The 24107-nt window shown below is 37.9% G+C and carries 24 protein-coding genes; 3 read left to right on the top strand and 21 right to left on the bottom strand.

Annotation, left to right across the window (positions count from 1 at the left end; genetic code table 11):
* Position 1: 1 nt before the first annotated feature.
* The 10 genes from QM847_RS00780 to QM847_RS00735 form a co-directional block, all read right to left on the bottom strand.
* Positions 2–976, bottom strand: coding sequence for a DUF1002 domain-containing protein (locus tag QM847_RS00780; protein WP_414353272.1), 975 nt, complete (start codon positions 974–976; stop codon positions 2–4).
* Positions 977–1057: 81 nt separating this feature from the next.
* Positions 1058–1660 carry a lysozyme family protein gene (locus QM847_RS00775; RefSeq protein ID WP_371499314.1) on the bottom strand — a complete coding sequence of 201 codons (603 nt, stop codon included), beginning with the start codon at positions 1658–1660 and terminating at the stop codon, positions 1058–1060.
* On the bottom strand, positions 1660–2634 hold the full coding sequence (locus QM847_RS00770) for a nucleoid-associated protein (protein ID WP_414353271.1): 975 nt from the start codon (positions 2632–2634) through the stop codon (positions 1660–1662). The genes QM847_RS00775 and QM847_RS00770 overlap by 1 nt, the downstream gene beginning before the upstream one ends.
* Before the next feature lie 7 nt (positions 2635–2641).
* Positions 2642–3898: a serine hydroxymethyltransferase gene (gene glyA, locus QM847_RS00765; RefSeq protein ID WP_414353270.1), complete on the bottom strand. Its 1257-nt coding sequence runs from the start codon at positions 3896–3898 to the stop codon at positions 2642–2644.
* Entirely contained in the window at positions 3895–4341 is a 447-nt protein-coding gene (locus QM847_RS00760) for a GNAT family N-acetyltransferase (RefSeq protein WP_414353269.1), read from the bottom strand. The genes glyA and QM847_RS00760 overlap by 4 nt, the downstream gene beginning before the upstream one ends.
* A 1-nt stretch (position 4342) precedes the next feature.
* Positions 4343–4945 (bottom strand): L-threonylcarbamoyladenylate synthase, encoded by a 603-nt coding sequence (locus QM847_RS00755; protein WP_414353267.1) that lies wholly within the window; start codon positions 4943–4945, stop codon positions 4343–4345.
* Positions 4935–5765: a peptide chain release factor N(5)-glutamine methyltransferase gene (gene prmC, locus QM847_RS00750; RefSeq protein ID WP_414353266.1), complete on the bottom strand. Its 831-nt coding sequence runs from the start codon at positions 5763–5765 to the stop codon at positions 4935–4937. Before prmC ends, QM847_RS00755 begins: the two co-directional genes overlap by 11 nt.
* A complete protein-coding gene (gene prfA, locus QM847_RS00745; RefSeq protein ID WP_414353265.1) occupies positions 5765–6844 on the bottom strand; it encodes a peptide chain release factor 1 in 1080 nt (359 codons plus the stop codon). Before prfA ends, prmC begins: the two co-directional genes overlap by 1 nt.
* 9 nt (positions 6845–6853) lie before the next feature.
* Entirely contained in the window at positions 6854–7333 is a 480-nt protein-coding gene (locus QM847_RS00740; protein WP_414353264.1) for a GNAT family N-acetyltransferase, read from the bottom strand.
* Positions 7323–7922, bottom strand: coding sequence for a thymidine kinase (locus QM847_RS00735; protein WP_414353263.1), 600 nt, complete (start codon positions 7920–7922; stop codon positions 7323–7325). The genes QM847_RS00740 and QM847_RS00735 overlap by 11 nt, the downstream gene beginning before the upstream one ends.
* A gap of 123 nt (positions 7923–8045) precedes the next feature.
* On the opposite strand from QM847_RS00735, the gene QM847_RS00730 reads away from it, so the two are divergent.
* From QM847_RS00730 to pepT, 3 genes are all read left to right on the top strand, one after another.
* Positions 8046–8228, top strand: a complete 183-nt coding sequence (locus QM847_RS00730) for a 4-oxalocrotonate tautomerase (RefSeq protein ID WP_001117401.1) — start codon at positions 8046–8048, stop codon at positions 8226–8228.
* Positions 8229–8342: 114 nt separating this feature from the next.
* Positions 8343–9716, top strand: coding sequence for a tRNA uridine-5-carboxymethylaminomethyl(34) synthesis GTPase MnmE (gene mnmE, locus QM847_RS00725; RefSeq protein WP_414353261.1), 1374 nt, complete (start codon positions 8343–8345; stop codon positions 9714–9716).
* 23 nt (positions 9717–9739) lie between these two features.
* A complete protein-coding gene (gene pepT / locus QM847_RS00720) occupies positions 9740–10963 on the top strand; it encodes a peptidase T (RefSeq protein ID WP_414353260.1) in 1224 nt (407 codons plus the stop codon).
* Positions 10964–10999: 36 nt separating this feature from the next.
* Here pepT and QM847_RS00715 read toward each other — a convergent pair whose 3' ends face one another.
* The 11 genes from QM847_RS00715 to QM847_RS00665 form a co-directional block, all read right to left on the bottom strand.
* Positions 11000–14554 carry a pneumococcal-type histidine triad protein gene (locus tag QM847_RS00715; protein WP_414353259.1) on the bottom strand — a complete coding sequence of 1185 codons (3555 nt, stop codon included), beginning with the start codon at positions 14552–14554 and terminating at the stop codon, positions 11000–11002.
* Positions 14555–14561: 7 nt separating this feature from the next.
* Entirely contained in the window at positions 14562–15464 is a 903-nt protein-coding gene (locus QM847_RS00710; RefSeq protein WP_414353751.1) for a metal ABC transporter solute-binding protein, Zn/Mn family, read from the bottom strand.
* A gap of 162 nt (positions 15465–15626) precedes the next feature.
* A complete protein-coding gene (locus QM847_RS00705) occupies positions 15627–16592 on the bottom strand; it encodes a hypothetical protein (protein WP_414353258.1) in 966 nt (321 codons plus the stop codon).
* A 157-nt stretch (positions 16593–16749) separates the two neighbouring features.
* Complete coding sequence (locus QM847_RS00700) at positions 16750–17661, bottom strand: bifunctional riboflavin kinase/FAD synthetase (RefSeq protein ID WP_414353257.1); 912 nt, start codon at positions 17659–17661, stop codon at positions 16750–16752.
* Between the two features lie 67 nt (positions 17662–17728).
* Positions 17729–18664 carry a dihydroorotate dehydrogenase gene (locus QM847_RS00695; RefSeq protein ID WP_414353255.1) on the bottom strand — a complete coding sequence of 312 codons (936 nt, stop codon included), beginning with the start codon at positions 18662–18664 and terminating at the stop codon, positions 17729–17731.
* Positions 18665–18674: 10 nt separating this feature from the next.
* Positions 18675–19475: a dihydroorotate dehydrogenase electron transfer subunit gene (locus QM847_RS00690; RefSeq protein ID WP_414353254.1), complete on the bottom strand. Its 801-nt coding sequence runs from the start codon at positions 19473–19475 to the stop codon at positions 18675–18677.
* A gap of 248 nt (positions 19476–19723) precedes the next feature.
* Positions 19724–20413 (bottom strand): sugar phosphate nucleotidyltransferase, encoded by a 690-nt coding sequence (locus tag QM847_RS00685; protein ID WP_414353253.1) that lies wholly within the window; start codon positions 20411–20413, stop codon positions 19724–19726.
* A 12-nt stretch (positions 20414–20425) separates the two neighbouring features.
* Positions 20426–21304: a DMT family transporter gene (locus QM847_RS00680; protein WP_414353252.1), complete on the bottom strand. Its 879-nt coding sequence runs from the start codon at positions 21302–21304 to the stop codon at positions 20426–20428.
* Positions 21294–22163 (bottom strand): phosphotransferase, encoded by an 870-nt coding sequence (locus QM847_RS00675; protein ID WP_414353251.1) that lies wholly within the window; start codon positions 22161–22163, stop codon positions 21294–21296. Before QM847_RS00675 ends, QM847_RS00680 begins: the two co-directional genes overlap by 11 nt.
* Positions 22164–22176: 13 nt before the next feature.
* On the bottom strand, positions 22177–23199 hold the full coding sequence (locus QM847_RS00670; RefSeq protein ID WP_414353250.1) for a ribitol-5-phosphate dehydrogenase: 1023 nt from the start codon (positions 23197–23199) through the stop codon (positions 22177–22179).
* Positions 23200–23201: 2 nt separating this feature from the next.
* Positions 23202–23909, bottom strand: coding sequence for a 2-C-methyl-D-erythritol 4-phosphate cytidylyltransferase (locus tag QM847_RS00665; protein WP_414353249.1), 708 nt, complete (start codon positions 23907–23909; stop codon positions 23202–23204).
* Positions 23910–24107 lie beyond the last annotated feature (198 nt).

Below are 24107 nucleotides of genomic sequence, written 5' to 3'. Positions count from 1 at the left end.
CCTAAGCACCAAAACTCTTGAAGAAATCAAGGATAGCTTGCCAAATAGAGCTGAGGATATTGCCACCGTCTTGAATAGCTTTATTTGCATCAAAGTTTAGGTCGATATTGCTGAAACTGTCACCTGCTTGCGCAACAATGCTTTGTTTCAAATCTTTTAGAGTCTTTGTAAAGTCTTCGTTATTAAGAATATCGCTCTTTGAAAGATTGAAAGCAAAGTTGATGATGACATTGATCTGATTTCCTGTTATAACCTGATCTAGCTTATAATTTTTTAATGTATCTTCGACAATCTTACGAACATCATCCTCAGTAAGTTCACCCTTAGACTCTTTAGCTTTAGCAATAGCAGACTTGATATCAGCAAGGGCTACATTGAGTTTATTGGCATCATAGCCAGATTTGTCCTTGTTTTCATCATTGATGTCCGATAAGGCTTTTAACTCCTCCTGAGCCAAGTTTTTATTTTCTTGAGGTAATTGAACACCATTAGACTCAAGGGAATAGTAAATACCTGCTAAGGCACTTTCACCAGTAACTGGAATTGGTGCCGCAACAGTGATACGCGCGTGCTCGACACCTAAGGTAACAGCCGCATTACGGTACATATCTTGCGTTACTTTAGTGATATTTTCAGGTGTCTCAATCTTGACCTCAAGTGGTGATTTTTCTCCTAATTTTTGAATTTTTGCAGACGAATAAAGCTGTAGACTTGAATCATTTGCAACATTCATAATCTTTGAGTAGACATCCGGTGTCATAGTTTTCAACTGTTTTGTATCTTTAGAGGCATCGTAGCCAAGTTTTTTAAGTGTTTGATTTTTTTGATCTTCTGTTAGTGAAGAACCCAAGACATACTCAGGTTGAACATAGGTTTCATCAATTACTTTTTGAACATCAGTTGCTGCATAAACGTTTTGCAATGTTGCAACCGCCAAAAGAACAGCAGCGCTCGTCAGAAAGAATTTCTTTCGCATGAGACGTTCCTCCTTTTCCTCTCTAGCATATTAAAGTATTCTTAAAGAAAACTTATAAAAGCACCTAGAAATTCTAGATGCTTAAAATAGATTAAAAATTTTCATGATATAGAGATTTAGCTGAACCTGTCTAGAGTAATAATAGTTTCCCCCATCCACATAAAGTTCTCCACCTTGAAAAATAGAAATAGGATTGATGTAGCGATAGGTTTTCCCTGTTGTATTACCTAATGTCGGCGCAACTGTATCTCTAGAATATTGTTTAGCTAGAGCAATCGTATTCTTTTTCCCATTTTGGGCGATAAAATCAATATAAGCAGGTCCAAAGTTATAAGCCTGTATAGCTGTCCAGACATCCACTCCTTTTTCTTGAGCTAGATATAGATTTTCTGTCAAGGTTTGAACTCCTTGACGAATACTACTTGCGTTATCGTTTATGGTATCAGTGGAGCCGCTAGCAGATTCACTTGACTGCATCACGTCTCCTTCTTTACCCTTGGTTTCTGTATAGATCATGGCGAGCACAAGCTCTTCGTTTGCTGGTGTATCTCTTTCATTCAAGATCTCACGTACCATGGGTTGGTAAGTCATGACTTGTTTGACATCCTGACGAATCAGATAAGCTTTATATCCAGCGAAAAGGAAGACTGCTAGTACCAGCATTCTTCGTATAAATTTAAACATTATTTACTTTGTATATCCTCGATATTTTTGATTAAGATAGAGTATGTTCCATTGTCGTTTTGAATAAATTCAACCGACTCAGCATCTTGATAAATACTATTTGGCACAATTAATTCAATCCCATTTGATAGAGAAAGTTTTTGGTTTTCAAAGCGTTTCAGTTGACGACTAGCATCTATTTCATCAAATTGCACAGGTTCCGGTACTACTTCTTTCACTTGATCAACAAAGCTTAAACGAGCCGTCAGATTGTTATCAAATAAATCGTTAGCTAATTTTTCAGGAGAAAGTTCATTATTTTCTTCTAGATGATTGAAAATTGCAGACTTGACCTTAGATTGAAATTGGAAATCATCTGAGTTAAAAGTTTCGGCAATCTTTTGAGCTGTTTTTTCTAGTTCCTTGATAGATTTCTTTGGAGAAATTTTAGGATTTACAGCTAGGAGATTTTCTGAAAAATAATTGAGAAAAGTCCCGTTGTACTTAATACGCTTTTCAATGAGATGATACTTGCGAGTTTTTAGATTTACGACTAAAGCTTCATCTGCACCTGTTCCAAATCCAGGTAAGTTATTTTGAGTTAGTTTGATTGGATTGTCCACTTCACCACCTAGGTGAGTCAAAGTTTCCCGTAAGGCAATCCGTAGAAAAGCAAAGTGCTCTACTCCTTCTTTAGAAAACTGCACAAAAATCAAGTCATTGGTCTTGAGATTTTCAGAAATGCCGAACTCTTCTTTCCAGAGATTTGCTAGCGTCACCGATGTCTCCAGTAAATCGTCTGTAATGTGATTGAAGAAGGGATTTTCTTCTTCGAAAATCCCTGTCTTAGCTTCATCAGAATACACACGCTCAACTTTTTTACGTAAGTATTCCTCGATTTTTGGAGTGATATTGAGAAACTTATCCGCTAGTAACAACTCCGTGTCATCAGGGCTGAATTGATGGATAATAGCTTTCTTAATATAAATGTCCATAAAAGTATTAGTCCTCGTATAATGGGAATGCGTCTGTCAATGCTTTGACTTCGCTTCTGACTTCTTCTAAGACAGCTTCATTTTCTGCATTCTTAAGGGTTTTGATAATGAGTTCAGCCACTTTACGGCTTTCTTCTTCACCAAAACCACGTGCAGTTATTGCGGCTGCTCCGATACGAATTCCACTTGTCTTAAATGGTGACAGTGTTTCGTAAGGGATTGAGTTTTTATTTAGGGTAATATTAACTTCGTCCAACAAATTTTGAGCTACTTTTCCGTTCTCTACTACCTTAGTCACATCAACAAGGAAGAGGTGATTTTCAGTACCACCAGAGATAATGCGGAAATCAGGATCTTGCAAGAATACCTCCGCCATGGCTTTGCTGTTCTTGATAACATTGGCAGCATATTCTTTGAAGGCTGGATCCAATACTTCTTTGAATGAAACAGCCTTAGCTGCAATAACATGCTCTAATGGTCCACCTTGAATACCAGGGAAAATAGCAGAATTGATTCTTTTAGCAAGATCTTCGTCATTAGTCAAAATCAAACCACCACGTGGGCCACGAAGTGTTTTGTGGGTCGTTGTCGTTGTGATATGTGCGTATGGTACTGGACTTGGATGAAGACCAGCTGCAACCAAACCAGCAATATGAGCCATATCTACCATAAGTTTTGCACCTACAGCATCAGCGATTTCGCGGAATTTTGAGAAATCAATGATTTGAGAGTAGGCTGAAGCACCAGCTACAATTAGTTTTGGTTTTACTTCTTGGGCTTGTTTCAGGATAGCATCGAAATCCAAGAGTTCTGTTTCAGGATCAACGCTATATGAAACGAAGTTGTAGGTTTGACCTGAGAAGCTGACAGGAGCTCCGTGGGTCAAGTGACCACCTGCCGCCAAATCCATTCCCATTACAGTGTCACCAGGCTCAATCAAAGCCATATAGGCTGCACAGTTAGCTTGACTTCCTGAGTGGGGTTGTACATTGGCAAACTTAGCACCAAAAATTTCTTTTGCACGTTCAATAGCTAAAGTTTCGATAACATCTACTACATCCGTACCACCGTAATAACGACGTCCTGGATATCCTTCAGCATATTTATTGGTTAAGATAGAACCTTGTGCTGCCATTACAGCCTTAGTTACAACGTTTTCGGAAGCAATCAACTCAATATTGTTTTGTTGACGTTCCTCTTCTTTAGCAATAGCATCCCAAAGATCCGCGTCATAAGCTTTAAAATCATCTTTGTCAAAAATCATAGGTCTTCTCCTTTTAATAATTTAATAAATCGTTTCTGCACTTTATCACAAGTATAACCTACTCTTTCATAAAATGCATGAGCACCAAGACGATGGTCTGCAGAGTTTAATCGAATAAACTCATAACCGCGTCTTTTTGTTTCTTTCTCCAACCCTTCAAGTAAATCTCTACCAAAACCTCTACCCTGGCTTTGCGGCAACACTGCCAAGGCTAAGATATTGAATCCTGCTTTAGAATAGAGAGACTCATAAACCTCAGCGTGAATATAACCAACCAATTCATGACTAGTATCATCCTCATAACCAAGTAGGAAGTGATGGGAGTCTTGAGACAGTTTGGCTAGTTGACTAGCTGTTTCCTCTGGACTAAAAGTATAACCTAAAGCTTCTTTGTTAATGACACAAATCGCTTCAACATCAACTGCTTTTAAATCACGTAGCATCTTATACCTCCTCAAAAGAGATTTCGGGAATCTTGGCAAGAATGTCTTCTTGAGTGATAGTACCTAGACGTAAAATTTTTACCTTTTCTCCGGACAAATCTATAATAGTCGAATCCTGACCTGTTAAAAAACCATCGTCTTCAAGTCCCAAGACCTCTTGGTCAAAGTCTTCTATAATCTTCTTAAAGTTCACTCCGCTCTTACATCCTGAGATATTTGCAGATGGGCCGATTAGGGGACCAAACTCACGAATCAAATCCAGAGTTACAGGATGGCTTGGCATTCGGAATCCAACTGTGGGTAAACCTGAGTTAACCCAGTAGGGTACTTTGTCATTAGCTTCTAAGATAATGGTCAGAGGCCCTGGTAAAAATGTTTCTACAAGTTTCTTTAGATAGACCGGTTGATGTTTAGAAAAGTACAAAATCTCATCCAGCGAAGCGACATTGAGATTAAGTGCCTTATCTCTAGGACGACCTTTGAGCTGATAGACATGATTAACAGCCTTCTCATCTAATGCTTTTGCAAAAAGACCATAAACTGTCTCTGTCGGTAAGACTACTGCACCACCATCTTTCAACTCATGCTTTATTCTATCTATCATCAATGACAACCATCCTATCTTGGCCAAATTGGTCCTTTAGTGTCCTCACTTGTTTTTTAGGAAAATTCTCCCTAAAAAGTGCTGGAACACTTTGTCCTTGCTTGTAGCCAATTTCAAGATAAATCTTACCACCATCAGTTAAATAATCTTTGGCTTCCTCCGCAATTTTACGGTAGATTGCAAGACCATCCTCGTCAGCAAAGAGTGCTAGATGCGGTTCAGAATGTAGTACATTTAAACCAACCTCTGACTCATCTCTACGAGAAATATAGGGTGGATTGGATACAATTATATCATATTTTGAAGAGATTTCGGAGAAACAATCAGATTTTATAAAAATTAAATCTCCAGAATTCTCTTTAGCATTTTCCTCTGCTATATCTAAGGCATCTTGTGAAATATCAGCAGCTGTAATTGTCCAATCAGGTCTACTTTTAGCTAGAGCAAGGGCTATAGCTCCGCTTCCTGTCCCAATATCCAATACCTTGAGATTTTTCTTTGGGTTCTCAGCTAGGATAAGCTCCACCAACTCTTCAGTCTCTGGACGGGGGATTAATACCCGTTCATCCACCTTTAACTCCATCCCAAAGAATTCAGCATGACCGATAATGTATTGGGCAGGTATATGGCTAACTAGCTTGATGAAAATGTCCTCTACAAATTTGTAATTTTCATCAGTGACCTCTTGCTGAAGAGCAAATATAAAGTCTGTAAAAGATAGATTTTTAAGACTACGATAGACAAAGGAGAGGCTTTCTGCTTCCTCTCCTTGTGCTATTAACTTTTCCTCAAAATCTTTAAATATTTGAGCTAATTTCATTATTTGTTTAATTCTTCTAATTTTTGCGTTTGGTCGTAAAGGACCAAGGCATCCACAACTTCATCTAGTTTACCAGACAAGATAGTATCAAGTTTTTGAAGGGTTAAGCCAATACGGTGGTCTGTTACACGATTTTGTGGAAAGTTATAAGTACGGATACGCTCTGAACGATCACCAGTACCGATTGTAGACTTACGCTCAGCATCTTGCTCATCTTGAGCAATCTGAGCAAAGTGGTCTGCCACACGCGCACGAATGATCTTCATAGCCTTCTCACGGTTTTTCTGCTGGGTACGTTCTTCCTGCATCTCCACCTTGATATTGGTTGGCAAGTGAACGATACGAACGGCAGTCGCAACCTTATTGACGTTCTGACCACCAGCACCTGATGCGTGGTAGATATCGATACGTAGGTCTTTTGGATCAATATCGTATTCCACTTCTTCGACTTCAGGCATGACAAGGACGGTAGCTGTAGATGTATGAACACGACCCTGGCTTTCTGTCACTGGAACACGTTGCACACGGTGGGCTCCAGACTCATACTTAAGTTTAGAGTATACAGACTGACCAGAAACCATAGCAACCACTTCTTTGAAACCACCAACACCGTTCATTGAAGCTTCCATAACTTCAAAGCGCCAGCCTTGGGCTTCAGCATATTTTTGGTACATAGTTAACAAATCGCCAGCAAAGAGGGCTGCTTCATCACCACCAGCTGCACCACGGATTTCTAGGATAATGTTCTTATCATCGTTTGGATCTTTTGGAAGAAGCAAGATTTTCAGTTTTTCTTCGTACTCTTCTTTTTCAGCCTTAGCGTCTTTTAATTCTTGCTTGGCCATTTCTTCCAAGTCAGTATCTCCGCCAGACTCTTTAATCATTTCTTCAGCATCAACGATGTTTTGAAGGACTTGTTTGTATTCACGGTAGGCTGTTACTGTGTCACGAGTTGAAGCTTCTTCTTTTGAAAGCTCCATGAAACGCTTGGTGTCAGAGACCACATCTGGGTCACTCAGCAATTCTCCCAATTCTTCATAACGGTCTTCTACAGCTTGTAGTTGATCATAGATGTTCATTCTTTCTCCTTATTTCTCAATTGTTAAATCGTATATGGCTACTACTTCGTTCTCAAATATTTCCCCAGTTTCTTTAAATCCATAACTGAGGTAACAATATCTTGCATGTTCATTTTCTGATTCATAAGACAACCAAAGTTTATTAGATAAACCTTCTGGCGCTGTCCGAACATAGTCTAGCACCTTATCCATAATTGGTTTAAAATAACCTTGATCTTGAAAATGCTTATCAATCATGAAACGAAATAGTAAATAATTTCCATTACTAATTCCGATTTTTTTATCATAAGCTAACATCACAAAACCTATGATTGCATCATTATCGTAAACTGCCAATGGAGCTACAAAATCTCCATTTTTTGTGTAGACATATGCTTCAGCTAAACTAATTGCGTTGGTAGCAATAAATTGTTTTTGATATTCCTTAACATCCAAATTCAGAACATCAAAATAATTTTTCATTGTAACATCTCTTAGTTCAATTGTCATAGTCTTGTTCCTTTTTAGATGTTATCAATGGGGCAAAATAATGTTTACGACATACCGAGATATAGGTTTCATTACCGCCTATTTGGATTTGTTCTCCTTCATAAGTAGGCTTTCCATCTAGCGTACGAAGTACCATGGTCGCCTTTTTCTTACAATACTGACAGATGGTTTTAATCTCATCAATCTTGTCTGCTAGTAACAATAGATGTCTAGATCCCTCAAAAAGTTCATTACGAAAGTCGTTCTTTAAACCAAATGCCATAACAGGTATGTCTAACTCATCGACAACACGCGCTAGGTCATAAACATGGTGACGCTTTAAAAATTGGGCTTCATCGACAAGAACACAGTAGGGCTTTTCAGGTAAGTCTCGAATAAATCCAAAAATATCCGTAGTATCATCGATAGCAACTGCTGGTCTTTTCATCCCAATCCGACTTGAAACATAGCCAACACCATCACGTGTATCCAGAGCTGAAGTCATGATGACAACACTTTTGCCTTGCTCCTCATAGTTATAGGCTACTTTAAGAATCTCAATGGTCTTTCCTGAATTCATAGTCCCATAACGATAATACAACTGTGCCATGCTTCTATTTCACGTCCATTTCTAATTTTTTTCTACATTCTAGTATATCATATTTTCTCAGAGCTTTAAATGGCAAAATGTGGTAAAATAAAAGAAATCATATAGCGAGTGGAGGGAACTATTATGCCATTTGTACGCATCGATTTATTTGAAGGACGCACGCTAGAGCAAAAGAAAGCCTTAGCTAAGGAAGTAACGGAAGCCGTGGTTCGTAACACTGGTGCACCACAATCTGCTGTCCATGTCATCATCAACGATATGCCTGAAGGAACTTACTTCCCGCAAGGGGAAATGCGCACTAAGTAAAGCTTAAGCAATCTGCTTAGGCTTTTCTTTATAAGTGGCATTCGTTGAATAAATAACTTTATTTTGTTACAATTTTAAGTGATATTTGTATATAAATTGTAAAAAGGAAATGAAATGATTACACGCGAATTTGATACCATTGCTGCAATCTCGACACCGCTTGGTGAAGGGGCTATTGGGATTGTTCGTTTAAGCGGAACAGATAGTTTTACTATCGCCCAGAAAATTTTTAAAGGCAAGGATTTGAGCAAGGTTGCTAGCCACACTCTAAACTACGGACACATCGTTGATCCTCAAACTGGTAAGGTTATGGACGAGGTCATGGTTGGGGCTATGAAGTCTCCGAAGACCTTTACTCGTGAGGATATTATAGAGATTAACACCCATGGAGGGATTGCCGTAACCAATGAAATTCTGCAATTAGCTATCCGTGAAGGTGCTCGTATGGCAGAACCTGGAGAATTTACCAAGCGTGCCTTCCTCAATGGCCGTGTAGACTTGACCCAAGCTGAAGCTGTCATGGATATCATCCGTGCTAAAACTGACAAGGCTATGAATATAGCAGTCAAACAACTTGATGGATCCCTGTCTGACCTCATTAACAATACTCGTCAGGAAATTCTCAATACCTTGGCTCAGGTTGAGGTTAATATCGATTACCCTGAGTATGACGATGTGGAAGAAGCTACTACTGCTGTTGTCCGTGAAAAGACTTTAGAGTTCGAACAGCTCTTGACCAATCTTCTAAAGACAGCACGCCGAGGTAAGATCCTCCGTGAGGGAATTTCCACGGCTATCATCGGGCGTCCAAATGTTGGTAAATCGAGTCTCCTCAACAACCTCCTGCGTGAAGATAAGGCCATTGTAACAGATATTGCAGGGACTACTCGTGACGTCATCGAGGAATACGTTAATATTAACGGTGTTCCACTGAAGTTGATTGATACTGCAGGTATTCGTGAAACAGATGATGTCGTGGAACAGATCGGGGTTGAACGCTCCAAAAAAGCCCTCAATGAAGCTGACTTAGTTCTACTAGTCCTAAACGCTAGCGAACCACTAACTATTCAAGATAGACAACTTCTTGAAATTAGCCAAGATACCAACCGTATTATTCTTCTTAACAAGACAGATTTACCAGAAGCGATTGAAACTCAGGAACTTCCTGAAGATGTCATCCGTATTTCAGTCCTTAAAAATCAAAACATTGACAAGATTGAAGAGCGAATCAACAACCTCTTCTTTGAAAATGCAGGACTAGTCGAGCAAGATGCTACTTACTTGTCTAATGCCCGTCATATTTCATTAATTGAAAAGGCAGTCGAAAGCTTACAAGCAGTTAATGAAGGACTTGAACTGGGAATGCCAGTTGATTTGCTTCAAGTTGATTTGACCCGCACCTGGGAAATTCTTGGGGAAATCACCGGTGATGCAGCGCCAGATGAGCTTATTACTCAGTTATTTAGTCAATTTTGTTTAGGAAAATAAAAAAATTATAAAAAGGAGTTATGATGAAATACCCTACATTACTAGAGCGTTTTTTAACTTATGTTAAGGTTAACACACGTTCAGATGAAAATTCTACTACTACACCAAGTACTCAAAGTCAAGTCGACTTTGCCACTAATGTTCTCATCCCAGAGATGAAGGGTGTCGGTTTGCAAAACGTCTACTATCTACCAAACGGTTTTGCGATTGGAACTCTTCCAGCTAACGACCCAAGTTTAACTCGTAAGATTGGCTTTATCTCCCACATGGATACGGCTGATTTTAATGCTGAAGGCGTTAATCCTCAGGTTATTGAAAACTATGACGGCGGAGTTATCAATCTAGGTAATTCTGGTTTCAAATTAGATCCTGCTGATTTCAAGAGTTTAGAGAGATATCCTGGCCAAACTTTAATTACTACAGATGGGACTACATTGCTCGGTGCCGATGACAAATCTGGTATCGCTGAAATCATGACCGCTATCGAATACTTAAACGCTCATCCTGAAATTGAGCACTGTGAAATTCGAGTTGGATTCGGACCAGATGAAGAAATCGGCGTTGGTGCCAATAAATTTGATGCAGAGGACTTCAATGTTGACTTCGCTTATACAGTTGACGGCGGACCTCTAGGAGAATTGCAATACGAAACCTTCTCAGCGGCCGGTGCTGAACTTCATTTCCAAGGTCGTAATGTGCACCCAGGTACTGCTAAGGGACAAATGGTTAACGCTCTTCAGTTGGCAATTGACTTCCACAATCAACTTCCAGCTGGTGACCGACCTGAATTGACTGAGGGTTACCAAGGTTTCTTCCATCTCATGGATATAACTGGTACTGTTGAGGAAGCGAGTGCTAGTTACATCATTCGTGACTTCGAAAAAGAAAACTTCGAAGCACGCAAAGCTGCCATGCAAGCTATTGCTGATAAGATGAATCAAGAACTTGGTAGCGATCGTGTAACCTTGACTTTGACAGACCAATACTACAACATGAAAGAAGTCATTGAAAAGGATATGACACCAGTAACCATTGCCAAAGCAGTTATGGAAGACCTTGGTATCACACCTATTATTGAACCAATTCGTGGTGGAACTGATGGATCAAAGATTTCCTTTATGGGAATTCCAACGCCAAATATCTTTGCTGGTGGTGAAAACATGCATGGTCGTTTTGAATATGTTAGTCTTCAAACCATGGAGCGTGCGGTTGATACTATTATTGGAATTGTAGCTTATAAAGACTAAAAAAAGACGAGGTAGCTTTGCTACTTCGTCTTTTTCTTATTCTGCTACTTTATCTGTTGATTCAAGATTTTGTTCGGTAGTCGTTTCCGTATTTGTTTCACTGCTTGTCTGCACTGAGCTAGCTTCTACTTGCCCATCAGTGCTTGTTTTACTTGATTCAACAGGTGTTTCTTGTCTTGATGTTGCTTTAGATCTAAGCTCTTGGTTCAATAAGAGAATTTCTTGAGCAACTACCAGAAGAGCCTGCTTATCCTTACTTGCTGCTGCTAGTTTATCAAACAGAGCATCTACTTTTTCAAAGTCAGCATCTGAACCATTATTCATCTCCAAATAAGAGTGAAGAGCAATTACACCGTTATAAAGCTGTTGATACAAAGCCAAAAGTTGTGGATCTTGTTCTTCTTCCTGACTTTCTTTCTGAATAGTCAGTGAAATACGTTTTAGAAGATCTTGAACTTGAGTATTTAATTCATCGAGGTCAGCATTATCTTTATCACTAGCAACCTTTAGATTCTTAAGTTCATCAGCAAGAGAAGCTTTTACACCGTCTTCCTTAACTTTACTAATCAATTCTTCAGCTTTTGTTAGCAACTCTTCTACTTGCCCTTTTAAGACATGGTTACTTTGTTCCTCAGGTTGAATATCATCAAACAAGCCTCTCAAGAACTCATAAACTGCAGTTTTTGCACTCTGACCATCAACTTTTTCAGTATCTAAGATTGTTTTAGAAGCCTTGCTTGCAACAGGCTCATTTTTAAGAGCTTCTTCTACTTCAAATTTTGTTTGATAGATTTCTGGGAAGAGTTTATTTAAATCTGTTGCCTTAAGGAAGGATTGTGACTGGTAAAGAGTCCACGTTAAGTTAGCAACTTTTTGGCGTAGAGTTTCATTTAATCGACCATCAGATAAATGTTGATAGAAATACTTGATGTACTCAACTGTTGTGACACCTGTTCGATCATTAAAATCTTGTAAAGCTTGAAGTTTAGCATCAATAGCATCTAATCCTGCTTCATCTTGTGCTAACTTACTTTCCTGCAATTGTACCAAGAGATCTTTCTTAGGAAGTCCATAAGCATCCGTATTTAAGGTATTAATCTTATTCACCAGAGCTTGGTATTTTTTATCTAATGGACTAGCTTCAGTAGGCTTCACACTTGAATCAATATGAATATACTGTTTGTCAAATTGATCAAGAGCTGCCAAATAACCTGCAGTAGAGTTGGTTGATAGCTTCTTCATATTCTCAGAGAATTGCCCCAAAGCAAGTTCAATCTGTCTCTGTACGCTTGGCTTGTCTTTATAGAGTTCTCGACTCTCTGCCAAAAGCTGTTCAACCTTATGCTCTACAGTATTTTCATCAAATGTGCCTGGTTGATAAGACGATTGTAGCGCTGGAATCTTATTCTTAAGAGCGACCTCGTAACCTTTTGTTTGAACTTTAATATAATGGTTATGATCTCCGTGAGGAATGACGAAACTTCCATTTTCAACTTGCAAACTATATGGTGAAACACCATCACGTATAGCAGTTGTATAAAGCTCGTTTAGGAAATCAAGTTCAGGGTCCCCGGTAACTAAAGGAATACGGACGTGTTCCTTACGGATTGCATAAGGATGAATGTGTGTTGGGTCATAGTCTTGATCAGGATTTCCAAATACAAAGAATCCATTTGAGATACGAATGGCTTCTAGCGGTACACCGTAGGTCTTAGCAATATACTCCATTTTTTCTTTGTCACTGGCCTCTCTAGAAAATGCTTCTACATCTTTTGCAAGAGGTTTAACAGACTCAGTTTTATGACTGTTTAAATGTTCTTGAGCAGCTTTAATCTGATCTTTTGTTAAATCTTTTTTAAAGAAATAGTGGTTGTGATCTCCATGAGAAACGACAAATCCTTTATCATCTTCACTTATCACTCGATCTGCTGCAAAGCCATGATCGTGTTCTTCCTCATGATGGTTTCCATGGTTATCATGATGGTGTTCTTCTGGTTTACTACTGTGGTTATCTGGGCTAGTTTCTGAATGTTTATTTCCGTACAAGTGATCTTGTGCTGCCTTGATTTGCTCAGGTGTCAAATCTTTCTTAAAGTAGTAATGATTGTGATCACCATGACTCATGATAAAACCTTCTGAATCTTCACTTATAATTCTATTTGCATCAAAACCATGATCGTGCTCTTCCTCATGATGGTTTCCATGGTTATCATGATGGTGTTCTTCTGGTTTACTACTGTGATTATCTGGGCTAGTTTCTGAATGTTTATTTCCGTACAAGTGATCTTGTGCTGCCTTGATTTGCTCAGGTGTCAAATCTTTCTTAAAGAAGTAATGATTGTGATCACCATGACTCATGATAAAGCCAGCTGCATCTTCGCTGATGACTCTATCCGCATCAAAGCCGTGATCATGGTCTTCACCATGATGGTGGTCATGCTCATCTTCATCATGGTCCTCATGACTTGGACTTGGTGTCACTGGTAACTTAGCTTTCAAATGATCTTGTGCTGCCTTGATTTGCTCAGGTGTCAAATCTTTCTTAAAGAAGTAATGATTGTGATCACCATGACTCATGACAAAACCTTCTGAATCTTCACTTATAATTCTATTTGCATCAAAACCATGATCGTGTTCCTCTTCTTCATGGTGAACATGTGGTAACGGATTATTTGGTGTAGAACTAGAAGGACTTTCTAAGCTTGGAGTGTTAGATTGTGCTTGATGATTGTTAAGAGATGATTTAGGGATATAGTGATAGTGGTCCCCATGTCGTACGATATAAGCATCGCCAGTATCTCTGACAATATCATTAGGGTTAAAGACATAACCATCATCTGCTGCAGAAACACCATTATTCGGTGTCAGTGACAAGGGTTGACTGAGAGCTGAACTATTGCGAGATAAATAAGCCTTTGCGGCAGCTAATTCACCCGCTGACAGATCACTCTTAGGAATATAATGGAAGTGTCCTCCGTGGGGAACGATATAAGCATCTCCTGTATCTTCAATGATATCAGAAGCGTTAAAAACATAACCGTCATCAGTTGTATAACGTCCTTGAGCTCTAGCTGCCACAATTTCCTTAGAATCATTTTTTTGGTCAGATGTATGCCCTTGTTTTTGTTTTTCAATTTGTTCTTTGGTACGAATATTTTCAGCTTGACTAGCATTTTTTAGGTAGACATAATATTTTCCATCAACTTTGATGATGTAACCACCTTTAATTTCGTTAACGATGTGTTCATCACGCAATTGATAACTTGGATCTTTTATGACTAGTTCTTCACTAAAAATCGCATCGAAAGGAACTTTACCATTATAGTAATGGAAATGGTCTCCGTGAGAAGTCACATATCCCTGATCAGTAATTTTCACAACAATTTGTTCGGCCTCAATGCCTTCCTTTTTGCTAACTTGATCAGGAGTCAAATTTTCGTTCTTTTTAGACTCATTGTTTTTCCCATCAACATAAGATACACGATTATCTTCCTTCTTCTCTGCTTCTTGGTGCTGATTTAAAACATAAGCACAAAAACTAAGCGCAATAACTACTGCTGATCCAGCTAAATATTTCTTTGTTTTATTCATAATTTCCTCATTTCAATTCTTCTGCTAGTATTGCAATATCCTCTTCTAAATTATCTAAATAAGACTTATCATTTTGTGGGTCTGCCTCTAAAGGATTGAGAGTTTTAAGACTCACACCTGTTGACTTGATAAGCGTTTCAGCTACTTTAGACGAAGCGTTGCTCTCTGTAAAAATAGTTTTAACTTTATAGGTCTTAACAAATTCTTGGATTTCACTCAGTTGTCTTGGGTTTGGTTCTTGATCAGGAGAAATACCAGCAATACCAAGTTGATTCAAGTCAAATCTCTTTGCTAAATAAGAAAAAGCAGTGTGTTGTGTCACAAACGTTCTTTGCTCCACTTTATCGAAGATAGGTTTATATTTATTTGTTAACTCATGAGCTTGATCAATAAACTTCTTAGCATTCGACTGATATATTTCTTTATTCTCACTATCTAATTCTGATAATTTATCAGCAATAATTTGTGCTTCCTCAGCTACCTTTTCAGGGTCTAACCAAGTATGCGGATCATAAAGACTTTTCTCATCCACACCTTTTCCTACTTCTATATCTTCTAAGCCAGATACTCTATCCAAGGTCATACCCTCAGATGCTTCTAGGACCTTAACCTTGGACTTTTGTAGACTTGGGTCTAGACTACCCGCCCAAGACTCTAAGGTATGAGAATGATAAACAAATACATCCGCATCGTAGATAGCTGCAATATCATTTGCTGACGGTTCATAAGAATGAATGCCTGAACTAGACTGAATCATTCTTACATCATTAAGATCACCAGAAACTGCTTTTACCATAGAATATACAGGATAAAAACTGGTAACTATTTTCATTCCATGTGATTCTTTGGCATCATTTTGCTTATCTTGACTACAAGCTCCTAAAAATAAGGCAAGTACCGAAGATAGCATACATATTAGTATTTTCTTTTTCACTAGAACTCCTTAACTAGTATTTAACCATTTAATTAACTAGTAAACATTCTACTCCTAAAAATTTAGGATGTCAAGTGATAGACTCGATTTTATAAGATTTTTTATAAATAAAAAAGCACCGATTTCGGTGCTTTAATACTAAACTCCTAGATGAATATCTGGGAATTTTTCCATGAGTAACTCCCAAAATTCTTCCAATTGTTCTTGAACTGTTCTAGTAGTCCGAATAGTCATGTTATGCTTCTTAGGACTGTCCTTACGAATGTAGCACAGTTGATAGACTTTATTTGTAAAACCATAGCGATGGTAACTATTCTCAATAAGGTAAATCTGATCAACTTCTCTTAAGTCAACAGTTTGAGTCCCTTTAAAGTAAGTAATTAAGTGGTTTTTATATAGGATTACTTTCAGATCTTGGTCATAATAGTCAGCTTGGTCGGCAATGCCCTCCAGATTACCCTGAAGCTCTGGATAAGTTTGATATAGTTCATTATAAGATGCAATTGATTTTTTACGAAGAATAAAGGCTGTAATAGCTGTAAATACTCCCATGCCACCGAAAATCGCTGCTCCAATGATATAATACCAACCATCACGTGAATGTTCAGTCAAGCTCAGGTAAACATTCGTATTCATGTTTTGATAAACTGTAGACGTAGGTTCTAAAACTGATTTCAAGAATCCTGATAAGTCTACTATTCTGTTATTACGTGAGGTATTCACATTTGTACTTAGTGGTTGTAATTGTGTTCCCAACAAAGTCCCTGGATTATCAGCTAAAGTTTCGGCAGTAGCCTGCTCGATTAACTTCTTAACTTCTGCATCATTTTCTTTTGCTTCAATAACCGCGTATTTACCATCACCTTCTTGACTATATTGGACAAGATAGACAACACTTCCACCATCTACATCACCAATAATCTCAGGATAAATATCATAAACAGTCATTTTAACTTGTTTACCAGATTCACTGTTACTAGCAAAGGCAGCTGTTGGGTTTTGGTGTAAATTCCAAAGAAATCCCATCAGACCTCCAACTGCAAGAAGAATGACCGAAAGGACTAGTCCAGAAACAAAACCTTTATTTCGTTTTTCCTTAAACATAATTGTCTCCTTTAGTTTGATATTGAAATTATATCAAAACAAAAGTATTTTTTCAACTTCTACCTTAAAATTATTATAACTATAACCCTCTGTCTACATTTTAATTCTAGCTTTCTAAATAAAAAAGTTTGAGATAAATCCCAAACTTCTATAATCGTTATTTTCTAGCTATTTTCTCATCGCTTTCAAGCTGGTCAACTAGTTGGTCAACACTGTTAAACTTCACCATATCTCGAATACGATCAAGCCAATAAACAGTAACTCTTTCACCATAGATGTCATCTGAGAAATCAAAGATATGAACTTCAAACCTCTCTTCAACACCATCAAAAGTTACATTTTTACCAACACTAGCCATTCCTCGGTAGATTTTTCTTTGAATTTCAATATCTACAGTATAAACTCCATCTGCTGGCATATATGTTCTATCTAAAAGTACTAAATTAGCTGTAGGATAACCAATAGTTCGACCACGCGCATTCCCATGAACTACAACTCCTTTAGAAGGCAATGGAGCTCCAAGAAGCTGAGCAGCTTCCTTCACATTCCCATCAACAATACATTGTCGAACTCGTGTAGAACTGATTTTCCCTTTTTCATCTTCTACTGGTGGAACAATAACTACTTCCCCATCAAAAATTTCTTTAAGATCTTCAGCTGATTTGCGATCAGATCCTAAACTATAGTCAAATCCTACTACAATCGTATCTGCTTTCACTTCTTTCACAAAAGTATTGACAAACTCTTGAGCAGTCATATTTGCTACCCGACTTGTAAAATCCATTAAATACAAAGCTTCAACACCTGAACGTTTTAATTTACGTTCACGTTCTTCAGCATTAAGGATATGCAATAATTGTTCTGGATTATATTGGTGTAATGTCAGTTTAGGTGATTCATTAAAGGTAACTACGGCAACACTCAAATGTTTTTTTGAGGCTATTTCGCCAGCAATATCAAAGAGTTTTTGGTGACCCATGTGCACCCCATCAAAGTATCCTAAAACTAGAACTGTTGGACCTGGTGTTGCGATATCTTTTTCTGTTTTAATCGGTACTGTTACAATCATAGTCATATTATACCAAAAAGACACAGGCTTTCAAAATAATAAGGATGTAAAACTTCATTTAGAAAAACTAAAATTGACTTTTAACCTCACTTCTTAATTGCTCTAGATTTACAATACCATATTTGTCCATAACCCTAGGAAGATTGTCAATGATATCAAGGCAAGCATATGGATTGGTAAAGTTTGCTGTACCGACTCCAATTGCTGATACTCCCGCCAAATACATTTCTAGCGCTGCCTCAGCCGAATCAACTCCCCCCATACCGATAATTGGAAGCTTAGTTGTTTGAGCTACTTGACGAATTAATTTGAGAGCTACCGGAAATACTGCAGGTCCAGACATGCCTCCTGTCCCATTTGCAATGATTGGTTTTCTAGTTTTGAGATCAAAGCGCATACCAACAAGAGTATTAATCATTGTGAGACCACTAGCTCCTGCGTCTTCTGCAGCTTTCGCAATAGTAACAATATCAGTTACACTTGGCGTTAGTTTAACGTAAACAGGAACTGAGGAAGCCTCTACAGCTGCTTTAACCACATCATAAGCCAACTCAGGGTCTTGGCCAATTAATAGTCCATGATTACCATGGTCAACGTTTGGGCAGGAAATATTGAGTTCTATTGCCTTCACATTACCTGCTTTAGAAATACCATGAGAAACGGCAGCATACTCTTGTTTTGAAAATCCTGCAACATTGGCGATAATAGGAAGATTTGGGTATTCTCTTTGAAGCCAAGGTAATTTCTCAGAGAGAACGACGTCTAAACCAGGATTCTGCAAACCAATAGCATTGAGCATACCAGCAGGTGTTTCTGCCACTCGAGGAGTTGGATTACCAAAACGCGGTTCAAGTGTAGTAGCCTTAATCATGATAGATCCTAAAAGATCCAAATCATAGTATTTGGCATACTCTTGTCCGAAACCAAAACAGCCTGAAGCAGGAATGATAGGATTCTTTAATTCTAAGCCTGGTAGAGAGACTTGTAATCGATATGTAGTCATGTCACTCTCCTTATAAAACTACTGTTCCTGTTTTAAATACAGGACCATCTTCACAAACGCGTTGACTAACTGTTTCACTATCTGGCACTTTTAGGACACAAGCGTAGCAAGCTCCCATGCCACAAGCCATACGAGATTCTAATGATAGATAAGCTCGTGGATGATAAAGGAAGGTTTGATTAATATATTTCATCATCCCAGGCGCTCCGCATGAGTAGATGGCGTCAAATTCAGTGTCAAATTCCTTAATCACTACAGAAACATTCCCTTTAATACCATAGGTGCCATCATCTGTTGTCACAAATACTTGACTATATTTGGCTAATTCGTCTTCCAAAATAACAGCGTCTTTAGTAGCAAATCCTAGAACAGTTGTAATTTCTACACCTCTCTCATGTAGTTGTTTAGCTACTTCAAGTAATGGAGGAACTCCTATTCCACCACCAACTAGAAGGACTTTGCAATAGTCGTCTAGCTCAGATAAATCGAAACCATTTCCTTGAGGGCCCATGACATCTAAAAAATCGTCAGCTTTTAATCTTGAAAAGATTGCTGTACCAGAACCCTCAACTCGATAAATGAGGTGGCATTGATTATTAGGCTTATCTATAGATGAGATTGAAATCGGACGACGCAAGAGATGAGCATCATCAGGTACACGCAAATGAAGAAATTGTCCAGCTTTCATAGCTTCAACCATTTCTCCTTCGAGAACTAGTTCAAAGATTGCTGGCGCGATTTCCTCTTGATCAATCACTTTCATATTTTCCAAGCGTATAGCTCCCATGCGCTTCTTACAATTTGGATTCATAACTTTTCCTCCTTAAATTTTAAGGGGATCAGATAAAGAAAAACCTTGCAATAGCAAGGTTTCAGTTAAGATATTTACACAAAAGTAGCAAATAAGCACTTGCTTACTTGTTTCAATCGTAGTTTCTTTTCTCTGACACCTTGTGAGTCTCTCTGGACTTCCCTTAAAGGTTAAATTTTCACCAGTATACTGTATCAAACATAAAAAGTCAAGTAAAAATAGGTAAGGTATCAGTTCATAAAAGTTGCTTATTTTTGTGATGAAAGAATCTTCTCCAATTTTTGATAATCTTTGACACTGTCAATTTCGTAGATAGAGTTTTCTTCTAACTCCTCTACGTAAACATCTAGTTCTTTAATATTATCTTTAACCATGTTATCCCAGTAGAGGTCAACAAACTGGCCACTTGCATAGGCTTCATCGATAAACCCAACAATCTTCTCAGCTGTCGGAGCGTCCCAGAATGACACACCGCTCAAGATGCGTCCGTTTTTGCTATCGACAATGATATCTTGAACTTTGAAGTCATCACCATAAACTAGGAACCACTCATTATCACAGTCTTCGCGATAAACACTGAAATAAGTTGAACGCTTGATATCATTTCGGAACATATTCTTGAAAAGATAGTTATCCGCATCGATAACATAGCTGTTAGCCAATTCTTCTTTTACCAAGTAAAGCGAGTAAAAGTTATTGTAATCAGCATACTTATCGTTGAAGACTAAACGCACACCGTACTTTTCTTTAAGATAGTCGAATTGTTCTTTCAAATAACCTACAACGATGATGATGTCATCAATTCCACGTTCTTTTAAAAATTCAATTTGATATTCAACCAAAGGTTTTTGATTGACTTGTACCAAGGCTTTGGGAGTATTTTCTGTCATGGGTCTCAAACGAGTTCCCAATCCCGCTGCTAAGATAATCGCTTTCACGCGTTTTCTCCTTTATTCTTTAATAATAATGTAAACACCAGCCATTACGATAAGTGAAGTAATGATGGTCAGCAAATTAAGGGGCGAACCCAAGAAAATTGCTGCAAATAAAACAGTCCATACTACATAACTCACATTTAATCCAGTAGCTTTTGCTGGCTGCAATCGATTGATAGCAATGTAGTAGGCAAGGTAAGAAATCATATTACATGCTGCAAAGATAATCAAAAGTCCCAATAATTGTCCATTTGCCACTTCTGCAAATGAATGATGTGAGAAGAGTACAATAACTAGATAGGACAAGAAGGATGTTACTTGTCGAATCAAAAGGGCTTCTAGTTCACTGAGTTCACTTTCCATAGCAAATGAGCTGAGAACACTTTCACTTCCCCAAGCAAGCGCACAAATCAAGGCACAGAGTATTCCGATATAGAAGGAATTAACTTGTTCAACCTTGTAAGTCTGAGCAATAATTCCTGCAATGATTAATAAAATTCCAAATACCGTATTCTTCGAAACCTTATGCTTTAAGAAAAAGAAAGCGAGAATGACAGATACTGCAGGATAAATAGCTGAAACTGAGGATGCTAAAGAACTACCGATATATTTGACTGCATAGAGATTGGCCTGCATGCCAATTGGCCCAGCCAATAGTGCTCCGATAATAACACTGACATTTCGAATGTTCAAGAAGATTGAAAAACGTACCTTTCCTTCTTTAACGAGAAGATATCCTAGCAAGATAAAAATACTAAGAAAGTCGTGCGCTGCTGCTACTACAAAAGGTGACAAGTCAGTAAATATAGAGAAGATATAAGCACTAATGGTTAGCCCTAATCCCCAAAAAATCCCTGAGATAAGTCCAAAGGAAACTCCGTTTTTAGTTTTCATCAATACCTCCCTTAGACTGCAATTCTTTTACAGCTCTATTATAACGAGTGATTCCATAATCTCCAAAATCTGCACCATTTTCCTCTTTGTAAATGGTCCATAGGCTCCAAATAATGTCTTGCAAGATTTTGTAGATACGAATTTTTTCACGAGAAACTGGTGTCTGTTCGCTTTCATAATATGACAAAAAGGAATCTTCTTCGTCTGTAGTAAATTCAGACTCTAAAAAGAGAGCCGCAAGATCCCACATAGGATCATTCATGGAAGAATATTCCCAATCAATTAGATAAAGATGCCCATCTGGTGCTTCAATAAAATTTTCAGGAACCAAATCAATATGACATGATTTCTTCTCAATTCCGATTTGTTCAAGCTCTTCTTTCAGAGAAAATACTGATTTTCTTACAGCTTCATAGTTTGGATAGTAAATCTCTCCTTGAATCAAGGATTCATATTTTTTGATCTCATCAAAAGGAGCAAACTCTCCTTTTAATTTTTTTCCAGAAGCATGAATCGTTTGTAGAATGGGAGCAATTTTCTCAAATTTAGTTTTAATGGTATTTAAATTAAGTGTTTCAGCATTTTCAATGTATTGATTGACTTTGATACCAGCTTCAATATCAAAAAGATAATTTTCTACATCTAATTCTAAATCTTTCAACAATTCAATATTGAACTTTTCATTCTGGCGATCGATTAATTTTTCTGTACCTTTACCGAAAAACTTAACGATATATTGATTTGAGGATGTTTGAACCAAGTAGTTTTGATTGGTCATTCCACCCAACTGTTCAACGCTCTGAATTTCTTCATCACCTGATAATAAAGAGGCAATCTTCTCTTTAACGATTTCCTTCATAATCTTCCCCCCATTAGACTTCCCACTTAAATACTGTCTTGAAGGCAGTATTAAGGTCCGTTGCAAAAACTCGATGAATATCTTTAATTCCTCTGACTGGCTCTTCTAGATAAATGATATTCTTCAAACGATTGGCAAATTTTTTAATTTCCATCATTTGGATAGCATTTTCAAAGTCAATTCTTCCAGAACGGGAAGAACCGACTAGTAACAAGCCTTTTTCCAATGAATCACGAGTGTTGATATTAACCTTATACTCACTAACACCCATCATCAAAATGGTACCTTGGGGTTTGATGTAACGAATCAAATCATTGATAGCAGGACCGCATCCATCACCACCACAACACTCAAATCCATGATCAAAGCTAAGATCTTCTGGAATACTGTCAGTAATATAACGTTCATGCGCAAACGAGAAGAGTTCTAATTTTTCCCAGTGGCGACCAATGACAATAATCTCCGCATCAGGCAAAGTGTAGTTGATAATATTGGCCATGACAAAAGCTAAACTTCCATCACCAATGACAGCGATGCGTTGGCGTCTGCTGTGAGATACCGTCATGAAACGATTCATAGCATGCATGCCAACACTGACAAACTCTGTAATGGCGGCAACTGTGTCTTCGATTTCTTCGTAAGATACAACACGATCCTTAGGCAGAGATACAAATTCTCGCATAAACCCATCATAACCACTTGATAAGAAATATGTTCCAGTCATGTAATTTTCGTAGAATTCCTCATCACTTTGCATAGGTGGTTGATTTGGAATCATAACAACCTTCTGACCAACTTTGTAGGTACCGGTTGGATCAGAAATGACTGTACCACAAGACTCATGAATCATAGCCATTGGTAGTTTTTTCGCTAAAATTTTGGGATCACGTTTACCTTGGTAGTAACGTTGATCCGCGTGACAAACCGCCATGTAATTTGGTCGGATGAGGATATGATTCTCTTGATCAATTTCTTCTTCCTGATATTTAATATTGATAAACTTTGGTTTTGTCAGTTGATAAATTTGATTAATCATGTCTATTCTTTCTCAATCATGCTTTTAGCAATCTTCAAGTCTGTAACTGTTGTAATTTTAAGGTTTGAGTATTCACCTTTTGCCAAGGCTACATCTTTACCCTTAATGACAAAGATTTTACATGCATCTGTTAAAATTTCTTTTTCTTCTGCTGATAAAGAACCATACAAATCAATGAAGTCTTTACAACGGAAGGTTTGAGGAGTTTGCCCTTGATAGAGATGAGCACGATTTGGAATATCTGTGATAAACTGACCGTTTGTACTTTCAACAATGGTATCTACTGCTTCAACCACTGTATCAACAGCATCATGATTTTGTGCAAGAGCAATGTTATCTTGAATCATTCGAAGTGTGATAAAAGGACGAACTGAGTCATGAGTAACTACAATATCATCTTCAGTGATTGGACGATAAGCACCGATAGCTTCAATAATCTTTTCAATACTGGAATTACGGTCAGCCCCACCTTTTGTTATGATGATACGGTCCTTATGGAGTGGAAGGAATTTTTCAACTAAATCTTCTGCGTGTGTCACCCAGTCTCCGTGAACTCCAACTACAATCTTTTCAATAGTTGGCTCTAAGACAAATTTTTCAATTGTATGGATTAGGATTGGGCGGTCTCCCAACTCAAGAAATTGTTTAGGTAGGTTACTAATACCCATTCGCGTGCCGGTTCCACCTGCTAAAATTCCAGCGTAAATCATTTTGATACTCCTTTGGTTTGTTTTAAAAACTCATTGTTACCTATTATATCACAATCCTACAGTAACTTGAAACAAATACCAGTTGTTTTCAGCAAGAAAACTCTGTAAAAAAAGTATAAATAGAATATTCTTATCCTCTAAATGTAGAGTTCTTCAGAATAATATACAAAGCTTAAAGAAAACTTAAAGACGTATTTA

It is taken from the genome of Streptococcus timonensis, from assembly GCF_047463455.1.
Lineage (GTDB): Bacteria > Bacillota > Bacilli > Lactobacillales > Streptococcaceae > Streptococcus > Streptococcus timonensis_B.
The sequence above is the reverse complement of the archived record's forward strand: the minus strand, read 5'-3'. Positions and strand labels throughout refer to the sequence as shown.

Bases quoted from the DNA above. Each gene is read 5' to 3' on its own strand.
- QM847_RS00710 (WP_414353751.1), bottom strand. From the start codon at position 15,464: ATGCTATCTTCGGTACTTGCCTTATTTTTAGGAGCTTGTAGTCAAGAT.
- QM847_RS00760 (WP_414353269.1), bottom strand. From the start codon at position 4,341: ATGCTACGTGATTTAAAAGCAGTTGATGTTGAAGCGATTTGTGTCATT.
- mnmE (WP_414353261.1), top strand. From the start codon at position 8,343: ATGATTACACGCGAATTTGATACCATTGCTGCAATCTCGACACCGCTT.
- pepT (WP_414353260.1), top strand. From the start codon at position 9,740: ATGAAATACCCTACATTACTAGAGCGTTTTTTAACTTATGTTAAGGTT.
- QM847_RS00780 (WP_414353272.1), bottom strand. From the start codon at position 976: ATGCGAAAGAAATTCTTTCTGACGAGCGCTGCTGTTCTTTTGGCGGTT.
- QM847_RS00695 (WP_414353255.1), bottom strand. From the start codon at position 18,664: ATGACTACATATCGATTACAAGTCTCTCTACCAGGCTTAGAATTAAAG.
- QM847_RS00730 (WP_001117401.1), top strand. From the start codon at position 8,046: ATGCCATTTGTACGCATCGATTTATTTGAAGGACGCACGCTAGAGCAA.
- QM847_RS00755 (WP_414353267.1), bottom strand. From the start codon at position 4,945: ATGATAGATAGAATAAAGCATGAGTTGAAAGATGGTGGTGCAGTAGTC.
- QM847_RS00670 (WP_414353250.1), bottom strand. From the start codon at position 23,199: ATGATTAATCAAATTTATCAACTGACAAAACCAAAGTTTATCAATATT.
- QM847_RS00770 (WP_414353271.1), bottom strand. From the start codon at position 2,634: ATGGACATTTATATTAAGAAAGCTATTATCCATCAATTCAGCCCTGAT.
- QM847_RS00700 (WP_414353257.1), bottom strand. From the start codon at position 17,661: ATGATTGTAACAGTACCGATTAAAACAGAAAAAGATATCGCAACACCA.
- QM847_RS00675 (WP_414353251.1), bottom strand. From the start codon at position 22,163: ATGAAGGAAATCGTTAAAGAGAAGATTGCCTCTTTATTATCAGGTGAT.
- glyA (WP_414353270.1), bottom strand. From the start codon at position 3,898: ATGATTTTTGACAAAGATGATTTTAAAGCTTATGACGCGGATCTTTGG.
- QM847_RS00740 (WP_414353264.1), bottom strand. From the start codon at position 7,333: ATGACAATTGAACTAAGAGATGTTACAATGAAAAATTATTTTGATGTT.
- QM847_RS00715 (WP_414353259.1), bottom strand. From the start codon at position 14,554: ATGAATAAAACAAAGAAATATTTAGCTGGATCAGCAGTAGTTATTGCG.
- prfA (WP_414353265.1), bottom strand. From the start codon at position 6,844: ATGAACATCTATGATCAACTACAAGCTGTAGAAGACCGTTATGAAGAA.
- prmC (WP_414353266.1), bottom strand. From the start codon at position 5,765: ATGAAATTAGCTCAAATATTTAAAGATTTTGAGGAAAAGTTAATAGCA.
- QM847_RS00735 (WP_414353263.1), bottom strand. From the start codon at position 7,922: ATGGCACAGTTGTATTATCGTTATGGGACTATGAATTCAGGAAAGACC.
- QM847_RS00775 (WP_371499314.1), bottom strand. From the start codon at position 1,660: ATGTTTAAATTTATACGAAGAATGCTGGTACTAGCAGTCTTCCTTTTC.
- QM847_RS00680 (WP_414353252.1), bottom strand. From the start codon at position 21,304: ATGAAAACTAAAAACGGAGTTTCCTTTGGACTTATCTCAGGGATTTTT.
- QM847_RS00665 (WP_414353249.1), bottom strand. From the start codon at position 23,909: ATGATTTACGCTGGAATTTTAGCAGGTGGAACCGGCACGCGAATGGGT.
- QM847_RS00705 (WP_414353258.1), bottom strand. From the start codon at position 16,592: ATGTTTAAGGAAAAACGAAATAAAGGTTTTGTTTCTGGACTAGTCCTT.
- QM847_RS00690 (WP_414353254.1), bottom strand. From the start codon at position 19,475: ATGAATCCAAATTGTAAGAAGCGCATGGGAGCTATACGCTTGGAAAAT.